The organism is Agromyces albus (genome assembly GCF_004134825.1).
Lineage (GTDB): Bacteria > Actinomycetota > Actinomycetes > Actinomycetales > Microbacteriaceae > Agromyces > Agromyces albus.
This window is the reverse complement of sequence record NZ_SDPN01000068.1, coordinates 1-10,706: the sequence shown is the minus strand read 5'-3', so window position 1 is coordinate 10,706 and position 10,706 is coordinate 1. Positions and strand designations below refer to the sequence as shown.

At 63.2% G+C, this 10,706-nt stretch carries 7 protein-coding genes and 1 pseudogene; 7 read left to right on the top strand and 1 reads right to left on the bottom strand.

Annotated elements, in window-relative coordinates; genetic code table 11:
* Positions 1-425: 425 nt before the first annotated feature.
* The 7 genes from ESP51_RS19500 (at position 426) to ESP51_RS19470 (ending at position 10,215) form a co-directional block, all read left to right on the top strand.
* The gene (locus ESP51_RS19500) at positions 426-1,940 is read left to right on the top strand and encodes an ABC transporter substrate-binding protein (protein ID WP_129522533.1); all 1,515 of its coding nucleotides are present in this window, start codon (positions 426-428) and stop codon (positions 1,938-1,940) included.
* Positions 1,941-2,008: 68 nt separating this feature from the next.
* Positions 2,009-2,950, top strand: coding sequence for an ABC transporter permease (locus ESP51_RS19495; RefSeq protein WP_129522532.1), 942 nt, complete (start codon positions 2,009-2,011; stop codon positions 2,948-2,950).
* Positions 2,947-4,788, top strand: coding sequence for a dipeptide/oligopeptide/nickel ABC transporter permease/ATP-binding protein (locus tag ESP51_RS19490; RefSeq protein WP_129522531.1), 1,842 nt, complete (start codon positions 2,947-2,949; stop codon positions 4,786-4,788). Before ESP51_RS19495 ends, ESP51_RS19490 begins: the two co-directional genes overlap by 4 nt.
* Positions 4,785-5,609 (top strand): ATP-binding cassette domain-containing protein, encoded by an 825-nt coding sequence (locus ESP51_RS19485; RefSeq protein ID WP_129522530.1) that lies wholly within the window; start codon positions 4,785-4,787, stop codon positions 5,607-5,609. The genes ESP51_RS19490 and ESP51_RS19485 overlap by 4 nt, the downstream gene beginning before the upstream one ends.
* Positions 5,606-6,613, top strand: coding sequence for a Gfo/Idh/MocA family protein (locus tag ESP51_RS19480; RefSeq protein WP_129522529.1), 1,008 nt, complete (start codon positions 5,606-5,608; stop codon positions 6,611-6,613). The genes ESP51_RS19485 and ESP51_RS19480 overlap by 4 nt, the downstream gene beginning before the upstream one ends.
* A 108-nt stretch (positions 6,614-6,721) precedes the next feature.
* Positions 6,722-9,151 (top strand): glycoside hydrolase family 3 N-terminal domain-containing protein, encoded by a 2,430-nt coding sequence (locus ESP51_RS19475; RefSeq protein ID WP_129522528.1) that lies wholly within the window; start codon positions 6,722-6,724, stop codon positions 9,149-9,151.
* A 149-nt stretch (positions 9,152-9,300) separates the two neighbouring features.
* Positions 9,301-10,215: an alpha/beta hydrolase fold domain-containing protein gene (locus ESP51_RS19470; RefSeq protein WP_129522527.1), complete on the top strand. Its 915-nt coding sequence runs from the start codon at positions 9,301-9,303 to the stop codon at positions 10,213-10,215.
* Between the two features lie 269 nt (positions 10,216-10,484).
* On the opposite strand, the pseudogene ESP51_RS20765 reads toward ESP51_RS19470, so the two are convergent.
* Positions 10,485-10,706, bottom strand: a pseudogene (locus ESP51_RS20765) (hypothetical protein); the annotation flags it as partial.

Genomic DNA, 10,706 nt, shown 5'->3' with positions numbered 1-10,706 from the left:
CTTCGGTTCAAGGTTCTCCCATAACGATACCAAACTCGTACTGCGATTCGAGTTTGTGATATCGTCTCTGGAAAGTCGAAACACGATTCGAGTTGTGCCGAATGATGAACACATCTATCCGATGGATTCATCTCACAGCCCGCGGGTCTCGCTGTGATGAGCAGCTTCTGTGCGGGTCATATCGCTCGAAGCGAGTTGAAGATCGCGACCATCGCGGATGGTCGGAGGCTTCAACATCCGCCTCCTTCGAAAAGTCGAATCACGATTCGGCTTTGTGGTACTGTGTGCGAGGTTCAGAAGTCGAATCGAGATTCGAGATTCGATGAGGTTCGCCAGCTCGAACTCAATCGAACCTGAGCCGGGGCGTCGACGACGCGCCAGCACCTCCCCGCACCACCCCACATCACCATGACAAAGGAGTCTCCATGCATCTTCGCGCTCGCACCGTCCGCCTGGCGGTGGCGGCCCTCGTGGCCGGCCTCGCCCTCACCGGATGCTCGGCACCCGAGCCGCAGAATGGAGGGGGAGAGGGGGAGCAGACGCTTCGACTTGCTCTCTCCGCAGCTCCCACCGATCTGTCCATCGGGAACGGTATCACCGGTGACCCCACCATCTACCTCGCCGTCTATGACCGCATCGTGCACCGCCACGGCGACCAGCTGGAGCCGGGAATCGCAGAATCGTGGGAATACAACGCGGACCGCACCCAGCTCACCTTGAACATCCGTGAAGGTCTGAAGTTCTCCAGCGGGAACGCCCTTGACGCGGCAGCCGTGGCCGCCAACATCGAGGCAGTGCGTACGATTCCTGCTACCACGCAGCTCGTGTCTGCAGTCAGTGGTGTGGAGGCACCCGACCCGTCCACCGTCGTCGTCACCCTCTCGCGCCCGGACGCGTCGATACTCCCGAACCTCGCAGAAGCTCTGGGAGCAGTCGGAGATCCCGAAGTCCTCGGAGAGGACAGCTCGAAGCTCGCCCCGATCGGCTCCGGCCCGTACATCCTCAACACCGAGAAGAGCAAGACCGGCTCCCTGTACGTGCTCGACCGCAACGAGGACTACTGGGATGTGGAGTCCTTCGACTTCGAACATGTCGAGATCCAGGCGATCCCCGACCCGGCGGCGGTGCAGAATGCCCTACTGGCTGGTCAGATCGACTACGGAAACGTCGGGGCCGACGTCGTCTCGCAGTTCAAGGACAACCCGAAGTTCCATGTCGGTGACACGACGGGCGGCTTCCCCATCTTGGCGCTCATCGACCGCACTGGGAGCATTGTGCCCGCCCTCGGCGATGTCCGTGTGCGGCAGGCTATCAACCACGCGATCAATCGCGACGAGATCGTCGAGAAGCTGCTGTTCGGGCAGGGCACTCCGACCAATCAGATGTTCAACCCGCAGTACGGCGCCTTCGACGAGGGACTGCTCGAGAAGGGCGAGTACGACTTGGACGCTGCCAAGAAGCTGATGGCCGACGCTGGTTATGCGGACGGATTCGAACTCACGATGCCGAGCAACTTCCTGACCGCGTACTACGAGCCGACCCTCACGCAGTCGCTCGGCGACCTTGGTATCACGGTCACGTGGGAGCCGGTGCAGTTCACCGACCTCTACCCGAAGGTGTTCGGTGGGAGCTACGGCGCCTTCTTCATCTACGGCGCTGGCTATCCGTTCCCAGCGCAAGACGCCAACGCGTCGTTGACCGGCATCTTCAATCCGTTCGGCTACACGACGCCCGAGCTCGACGCCCTCGTCGCCGCAGCAAACGCGGCGGACGAGAGCGAGCAGGACGCGGCATTCAAGAAGGTGAACGCCTACCTGGTTGACCAGGCATGGTTCGCGCCCCTCAACGTAGGTAAGAGCAGCTTCGTCACGACCGCCGAGGTCGAGTTCGATCCGACAGTCGGCTACGGGTTCCTGAGCGCCTTCTCGGTCTCGAACTGACCATCTGAATCATCCTTCCTATGTGGTGCGGGGGCAGTCGCCCCCGCACCACCACCCTCGGAGCATCCGTGATCTCATTTATTCTCCGTCGCCTCGGGGCGGGCATCATTCTCATCTTCGTGGTGACGACCATCACCTTCGTCCTGACGTACGGGGCCAACATCCCCGTTGCGAGGAACATCCTCGGCCCGTCTGCCACGGAGGCGCAGGTGGCTGCGCTCACGAGCCAACTCGGTCTTGACCGACCCCTGATCGAGCAGTACGGGTCCTGGATCTCGGGCCTCTTCCAAGGCGATCTGGGCACCTCGTACTTCAGCAGTCAGCCAGTCGCTGCGGCGATGGGCGATCGGCTGCCGGTCACGCTGTCGATAGTCGTTCTCGCCTCGATACTCACGCTGGTCATCAGCACGGTCCTCGGGGTGGCATCCGCGGTTCGAGGGGGCGCCCTCGACGCAGCCCTCCAGGCCATAACAGTTATCGCCTACGTCTTCCCGGGACTCGTTCTCGGCATCGTACTCGTCTACGTGTTCGCGATCAGCCTGCACTGGGTGCCGGCCATCGGTTTCACGCCCATCGAGGAATCGGTCTCCGGATGGTTCGCGTCATCCATCCTTCCTGCGGTGGTGCTCGCCATCGGCGGCATCGCAGCTCTGGCGGCCCAGGTGCGCGGATCCGTCATCGACGAACTCGGCCGTGACTATGTGCGTACGCTCCGGAGCCGCGACGTCAGCGAAGGATCGATCCTCTTCAAGCACGTCTTACGCAACGCGGCAGGCCCCGCCTTCACCACCTTCTCGCTGCAGTTCGTCTCGATGTTCGGCGCCGCGCTGTTCATCGAGCGCATCTTCGCCCTTCCGGGGTACGGCACCTACGCGTTCACTTCGACGATCGCCGGTGACCTCCCGGCCATGCTCGGCGTGACGCTCTTCGGCGTCGGGCTCGTAGTCGTAGTCAACCTCCTCGTCGATCTCGCGACGGGCTGGCTCAACCCGAAGGCAAGGATCTCATGACGACCGTTGATCCGCAGCTGGTCGCCCAGCCCGCACTCCCCGCGCGCCGTCGCTCGGGTGCGTTCCGGCGTCTCCTGCGCAGACCGCTGGGAGTCTCAGCGCTCGCGGCTCTGCTGGCGATAGTCGCCCTGGGGCTCCTCGAGCCCGTCTTGTCCATACACGATCCGAACTTCGCAGACCTCGCCTTCGCCAACGCCGCTCCCGGCACGCCCGACTGGCCGCTTGGGGGCGACCGGTTCGGACGCGACATCTGGGCGCGGTCGCTCGCCGCGATCAACGTCTCCGTTATCTCGGGGCTCATCGGTGCCGGCACCGGGCTCGTGCTCGGCACTGTCTTCGGACTCATCTCGGGCTACATCGGGCGCCGCGTCGACGGCGTGCTCTCCTGGACCTTCAACCTGCTGATGACCTTCCCGGCTCTGGTGCTCGTCATCGTCCTGTATCCGGTCACGGGCGGCACCTACCAGTCGATGATGTTCATCTTCGGCGTCTTCCTGGCTCCTGGCATCTTCCGGCTGGTTCGCAACCTTGTCGTCGGAGTGCGAAGCGAGCTGTACGTCGACGCGGCGCGCGTCTCGGGGCTTTCCGACCCTCGAATCCTTTCCCGCCACGTCCTGTACATCATTCGCGGTCCGATCATCATCTCCGCGGCCTTCCTGGCCAGCGCCGCCGTAGGTGTGCAAGCCGGCCTGGCGTTCCTCGGCCTCGGGTCCAACCAGGTGCCGAGCTTCGGGTCGATGACCAGCGACGCGTTCATCAATATCTACTCGCAGCCTGTCCAGCTGGTATGGCCTTCTCTGTTCCTCTCCCTTCTGATCGGAAGTCTCGTACTGCTCGGGAACGCCTACCGTGACGTGCTCGCTGCACCGCAGGGGGCTTCATCCTCGAGCTCGCGTCGCCGCCGGCCAGGTGAGAAGGCTGCAGCGGTGGACGCCCGCATGGACAGGGACGATACGTCCACCCCGACCTTGTCCGCCCCGACCCTGTCCACTACGAGCCCCGCCACGCCCGCCGGCGGGCTCCTCAGGGTGCGAGAGCTCCGCGTGGAGTACCCGCAGCCTGATGACACCCTCCGTGCCGTGGTCGACGGGGTGTCGTTCGACGTCGCTCAGGGCGAGATCGTGGGGCTCGTCGGAGAATCCGGATCGGGGAAGACGCAGACCGCGTTCTCGATCCTCGGATTGCTGCCGCCGCAGGCCCGGATCAGCGCGAATGAGCTGAGCATCGCCGGTGAGAACGTCATAGACAGCCACCGCACTGCGCTCCGCAAACTTCGAGGGAGCGTGATCGCCTACATCCCGCAGGAGCCCATGGCGAACCTCGACCCGTCGTTCACCGTGGGTAGCCAGCTGGTCGAGGGGCTGACATCACGGATGTCGCGGAAGGAAGCGACCGCGACGATCCTCGAGCTGCTTGCCAGAGTGGGCATCCCAGATCCGATGCGCACATTCAAGTCGTACCCGCACGAGATCTCCGGTGGCATGGCCCAGCGAGCTCTCATCGCCGGCGCGGTCGCGGGCCGACCGAAGCTGCTCATCGCCGACGAGCCCACTACTGCGCTGGACGTGACTGTTCAGGCTGAGATCCTGGACCTGCTGCGAGACCTGCAATCCGAGTACGGGATGGGTGTGTTGCTTGTCACCCACAATTTCGGCGTCGTCGCGGACCTCTGTGATCGAGTGCTCGTCATGCGGAACGGCGTTGTTGTGGAATCGGGCGCCGTACGCGAAATCTTCCGCAACCCTCAGCACGAATACACCCAGAAGCTCATCAGTTCGATCCTCGATGAGGACACCGTGCGGACCGATCTGCCCGTGACGGCAAAGGATGAAGGATGAGCGACCTGCTTACCATCGAGGACCTGCACCTTCGCTACCCCGCACGGGGCCTGCGGCACGGACCGGAGATCCTGAAGGGCGTGTCACTGAGCATCGCTCCCGGGGAGACCCTCGGCTTGGTGGGGGAGTCCGGCTCCGGCAAGACGACACTCGGTCGTGCGGTCCTCGGGCTCGCGTCGCCGACCTCAGGGAACATCACTTACAAGGGCGAAAACATCACCCACGCCAGCAAGAAGCGGCGACGTGCTCTGGCTCGGGAGATGCAGGTCGTCTTCCAGGACCCCTACACGTCGCTCAATCCGGCTCTGCAGATTTCGGACATCTTGGCTGAACCGCTCGTCGCGCAGGGAATGAAGGCGGCAGAGGCACGACAGCGTGTGGGTGGACTGCTCGACCGGGTCGGACTTCCAGCCAACGCCGCGGAACGCTACCCGCGGGAATTCAGTGGGGGGCAGCGTCAGCGAGTGGCCATCGCACGCGCCGTGGCCCTGCAACCTCGGCTCATCGTGTGCGACGAGCCGGTTTCGGCGCTCGACCTCAGCACCCAGGCGGTCGTGCTCGACCTTCTCATCGACCTGCAACGGTCTGCTGGAGTGTCCTACCTGTTCATCACGCATGACCTGTCTGTTGTCCGACATGTGAGCCACCGGGTCGCTGTCATGTATCGCGGCGAGCTCGTCGAGACAGGGCCCGTCGCGGACGTGACCAACACTCCGAGTCACGACTACACCCGGAAGCTGCTGCTCGCCGCGCCGACAGCGGACCCAGATCGGCAACGAGAGCGCCGCCAGGCTAGACGCGCGCTGCAGACTGCCCAATGAGCGATCTCGACGTCCGGCAAACTCAACCGGTGAGCATTCAGCGATGGGCCGCGGTCGGCACCGGGATGATCTCGCGGAGCCTGGTGCCGGACTTGATGGCGTGTGATGGGGCCGAGGTAGTCGTGGTCCAAAGTCGGGACCGGGAGAAGGCATCCCGCTTCGCTGAGGAGTTCGGCATCCCTTCGTCGACGCACGAGTTCGCTTCGATCCTCGCGGACGACTCGATCGATGCGGTGTATCTCGCGACGCCCATAGCGACGCACTTCGAGATGACCCGTGACGCGCTTCGGGCAGGCAAACACGTACTGGTCGAAAAGGCCATCGCAACGAGCGCCACCGAAGCGGCGAAGCTGTTCGACATCGCTTCTTCAGAACGACGGTTCCTGATGGAAGCGATGTGGATGAAGTTCAATCCGGCATTCCTGAGGTTGCAGGCGGAGATCGCCGCGGGGACGATCGGCGAGCCCAGGAATTTACGAGCGGGCTTCTCCATCCCGTGGCCGAAAGAGGGTGGCAGCCGGTGGCAGCCGCCGGGCGGGGGAGCGCTGCTCGATCAGGGGATCTACCCGGTGACCCTCGCACACAGCATTTTCGGTGTGCCCGAGTTCGTTTCGGCGCGAGGAACCGTTCAACCAGGCGGAGTGGACCTCGCTGAGCAGGTAACCCTCGAATTCGGCGACGGGCGTTTCGCGCACTTCACAACCGGGATGCTCGAGTTCACCGACTGCTCTGCGGCAGTCGCCGGCATGACGGGATGGATCACCCTCCCTTCCCCGTTCTGGGCGACGACGAACCTCGACATCCATGCCGGAAGCATCGAGGCGATCTTCGGGAACCCGGACCGAGTCACGATCCAGCGCGAGGGAAACGGATACGTGCCAATGCTTCGTGAAGTGGTCGACGCGATCAGCCGGGGCCTGCTCGAACACCCGCAGCATTCCGCAGCTGACACTCTGTCCGTGTTCCGCACCATCGACGCCATATCCGACCAGCTCAAATCCTGAACCATCGATGCCTTCGGAAAGACGCCGACGCGACCCGGAAGCAGACTACGAACAGGAAATCACTCACCAAACCATGAACCGGAACCCTCACTCACGAAGGAGCACCGCATGCTGAAGTCGCCGACGGAGCGCGCCAACGAACTTGTCGCCCGCATGACACTCGCTGAGAAAGCACAGCAGGTCACGTCGATCATGCCTTTCGCACTCTTCGGGGAAAACGGCTTGGATGCAGCCGCTCTCGACCGACACCTCGCCAGTGGAATTGGGCATATCTCCGCCGCCGCCAGCGGGTCAGACCCGCAGCAGATAGCGGGCACAGTCAACGAGATCCAGCGCTATCTCGTCGAGCGGACCAGGCTCGGTATTCCGGCGATCATGCACGCCGAAGCGCTCAATGGATTCGTCGCGGCTGGCTACACATCATTCCCCACGGCAATCGGTTTGGCTGCCAGTTGGGACCCTGCACGGGTCGAGGCGATGGCAGAGGTCATCCGCCGGCAGATGCGATCGGTCGGAGTACTGCAAGCGTTGGCGCCCGTGCTCGATGTCGCCCGCGACGCGCGGTGGGGTCGCGTACATGAGACGTATGGCGAGGACGTATACCTGGTCAGCGCGTTCAGCGTCGCCTTCGTACGTGGCCTTCAGGGACAAGATCTGACCGGCGGCGTCCTCGCAACTGGGAAGCACTTCCTTGGGTACGGGCTCACCGAAGCGGGGCAGAACATGGCCGCTACTCACCTAGGCCCCCGCGAACTGTACGACGTGTATGCCACCCCATTCGAGGCCGCCATCAAGATGGCCGGAATGGGGAGCGTGATGAATTCCTATTCCGAGATCGACGGCGTTCCCGTAGGCGCAAACCGCGGCGTGCTCACGGATCTGCTTCGCGGTCGGATGGGATTCACTGGCAGCGTGGTCTCCGACTACGGCACCGTCGACAGCCTGCACACCCGGCAAGGCGTCGCATCCTCTCTTTCCAAGGCTGGCGAACTTGCGCTCGCCGCCGGACTCGATGTCGAGCTGCCCGTCGCCTCCGGTTACAAGACGCTCGAAGATTCAATTCGCGAAGGACGCCTAGAAGAGGCTGTCCTCGACGACGCGGTACGGCGGGTACTTGTCGACAAGTTCAAGCTGGGCTTGTTCGAGAACCCTTACGCAAGTAACGATCCGATCGAGTTGAGCACTGCTCAGAGCGAGGGTGCAGCGCTCTCACGGGAGCTCGCCGATGAGTCGGTGACACTGTTGAAGAACGATGGCAAGCTGCCGCTGGCGAAGTCAGGACGTATTGCTGTGATCGGCCCGCATGCGGACTCGGCAATGGTCAACTTCGCGGCGTACACCTACCCAGCCGTCATCGACATGGTTAAGGGCCTCTCGACTGGCGAGTCCCGCATGGCCGGTCTCGACGGCATGATGGATTCTCGCTCGGCGGAGACGGCGGAGACAGCGCAGACAGGTGAGGCACAACTTGCACAACTCATGGAGATTGACAGCGAGGACGTCGCCCGGCACGTGTACGGCACGAAGACGCTCGTAGAAGCTATCCGAGCCGCAGCCCCGGATGCGATCGTCGAATCGGTCGAGGGGGTCAGCATTCACCCGGACGACCCACAGGACATCGAGGCGGCCGTCGCTCTGGCACAGGAAGCGGACGTGGTCATCCTCGCCATCGGCGGCAAGGCCGGCTGGTTCGGAACGCGCGTTACAGAAGGTGAGGGATCCGACGCTGCGCGGGTAGAACTGCCAGATCACCAAGTCGCGTTGGTCGACGCCGTCAGCGCCACCGGAACGCCCCTTGTTGGGGTCCTCTACCAGGGACGACCGATTGCGCTCTCTGAAGTCGAGCCGAAGCTCGATGCCCTCGTGACCGGCTACTACCCAGGGCCGAACGGCAGCGGCGCCCTCGCTGCGGTGCTCTTCGGAGACACGAACCCATCGGGAAAGCTACCGTACAGCATGCCCAGGGCTACCGGACAGTTGCCGCTCTACGTCTCCCAAAAACGCGGAAGCGGCTACCAGCGCACGGCAAGCGACACATTCAGCTACATCGACCTCGATATCACACCACTCTTCTACTTCGGTCACGGCCTCTCTTATACGACCTTTGAGTACGGCGATCTTGAACTCGCAGCTGACGAGGTGCCCACGGAGGGCGGCTCCATCGTGGTGTCCGTCGAACTCCGAAACACTGGAGACCGCGATGGAACCGAGGTCGTCCAGCTTTACGCCGCCCAGCACGCTACCGGTGTCACCCGGCCTGCCCAGCAGCTCATTGGATTCACTCGGGTTTCGCTTGCAGCAGGTGAAAGCACGACCGTCCGGTTCACGGTTCCGACCAGCCAACTCGGATATAGCGGACTCGACGGGCGCTTCATCCTCGAGCCCGGCCCCATCTCGCTGGCTGTCGGGGGCAGCTCGGACAAGACACCCGCGCAGGGAACCGTCGAGCTCACCGGAGCGGTGGTCGATCTCGAAGGCCGCCGCACCTACCTCAACGCCGCGGATCTGCTGGTGCAGACGACAGGGGCGGCCCGCTAGCGCTGCAGGGCGATCAGTAATCAGCGGACGGCGTTTCATAGGGTCTCGCCGCGGCGGTGAATGCTGAATCGTCACAAGCGCACACAAAATGCAGTCGGTAGCGCTCTGATGTATACCTACATCAGCGCACAGTTCAGACAGGAGCTTGTATGACCCTGGATCCCTACTTCGCGGAAAAGGCCTCCCACATCGTTGGACTCAGTGAGTCGGATCTTGCCGAGCCATCAGCAATGGCGCGGTTCATGTCCTACTTCACAGATTCGCTGCCCTGGGAGCTACCTGACGGTGTCACCGTCGAGAACCACTCAGTGCAGGGAGCGGTACTCATCCCCGTTCGTGTCTATCGTCCGAGTGAGGAGGTCAGCGCGCCCCTCGTCTGGTTGCACGGCGGCGGGTTCTCCTTCGGCGATCTCGACATGCCAGAGGCGCACATCGTCGCGGCCGAGCTTGCGGCTCGGGCGGGATCGCTCGTGGTTTCGGTGGACTATCGATTGGCCACCGAGAGTGTGCGCTTCCCCCTGCCGGTCGAGGATGTGCTGAGCGTCTGGGAATGGGTGTGCACGTTCTCGGGTGGCATCGCTCCGGCAATCGGCGGCGCAAGTGCCGGCGCTGCAATCGCGTTAACTGCCGCGCTGCGTCTCCGAACAAACCGCAACGTGGCGCCCCGAGCGGTCCTTCTCGCGTACCCTTTCGTCCATTTTCCGACACCGGCCCTCGACCCGGATGTTGCTGAGGTGATGGCAGAACTCCCGCCGCTCATGCGTTTCACACCGCGCGCGGTCGAGTCGATGGTGTCCACCTATGTCGGGCGCCTCTCCAATCTGCCGCCCGACGCAATGCCGGGGGCGGCAGACCTTTCCGACCTGTCACCGGTAACGGTTCTGGTGTCAGAACTGGATGATCTGCGAGCATCCGGTGAGTTGTTGGTGCGGCAATTGGCGGAAGCGGGCGTACCGACACGTACGCGGCTATCGCAGGGAATGCCGCATGGCCACCTGAATAGAGTGCCTTCCATTCCGGAGGTCGGGCGATCCATCGACTTCCTCGCCGAAGCGTTGCGGTGATGATCGCCCCTTCGACCGGAGCCGAAGGTCGTTGGTGCTCGAGGATCCAGGCGGATGTCTGTGGAGTGGTCATGCTGCAAAACGCCTGACTGCGTCTGCGAGCAGTTGAGGCAGGGTGACGCCGCAACGGCACTCGAGCAATTCGCCGATCCGAGACAGCGCGGCCGGGTGCCACTACTGTCGGGAGCGGATCATCTCGGCGCGATCTGGGGCAAGAAGTTTGGGGCTTCTTTGAGGATCGGCGCGGCGCGGCGCTCCAGTCGGGATGGTCAGCGGGCGGGGTTGATGGAGGCGAGGAATTCTTCGATGATGTCTTCCATCTTGAATTCGCTTTGCTCGTAGAGCCATTGGACTTCGAGGCCGTCGAGGAGCGCGACGAAGGTGAACGAGAGCGCTCGGGGGGTCATCGTCGTGACCAGTTCGCCGCTGGCGGCCATCTCTTCGAACCGTTCTTCAAAGTACCCGCGGAAAACCTGGTACCGGTTCCGGAA

Bases quoted from the DNA above. Each gene is read 5' to 3' on its own strand.
- ESP51_RS19500 (WP_129522533.1), top strand. From the start codon at position 426: ATGCATCTTCGCGCTCGCACCGTCCGCCTGGCGGTGGCGGCCCTCGTG.
- ESP51_RS19490 (WP_129522531.1), top strand. From the start codon at position 2,947: ATGACGACCGTTGATCCGCAGCTGGTCGCCCAGCCCGCACTCCCCGCG.
- ESP51_RS19485 (WP_129522530.1), top strand. From the start codon at position 4,785: ATGAGCGACCTGCTTACCATCGAGGACCTGCACCTTCGCTACCCCGCA.
- ESP51_RS19480 (WP_129522529.1), top strand. From the start codon at position 5,606: ATGAGCGATCTCGACGTCCGGCAAACTCAACCGGTGAGCATTCAGCGA.
- ESP51_RS19475 (WP_129522528.1), top strand. From the start codon at position 6,722: ATGCTGAAGTCGCCGACGGAGCGCGCCAACGAACTTGTCGCCCGCATG.
- ESP51_RS19470 (WP_129522527.1), top strand. From the start codon at position 9,301: ATGACCCTGGATCCCTACTTCGCGGAAAAGGCCTCCCACATCGTTGGA.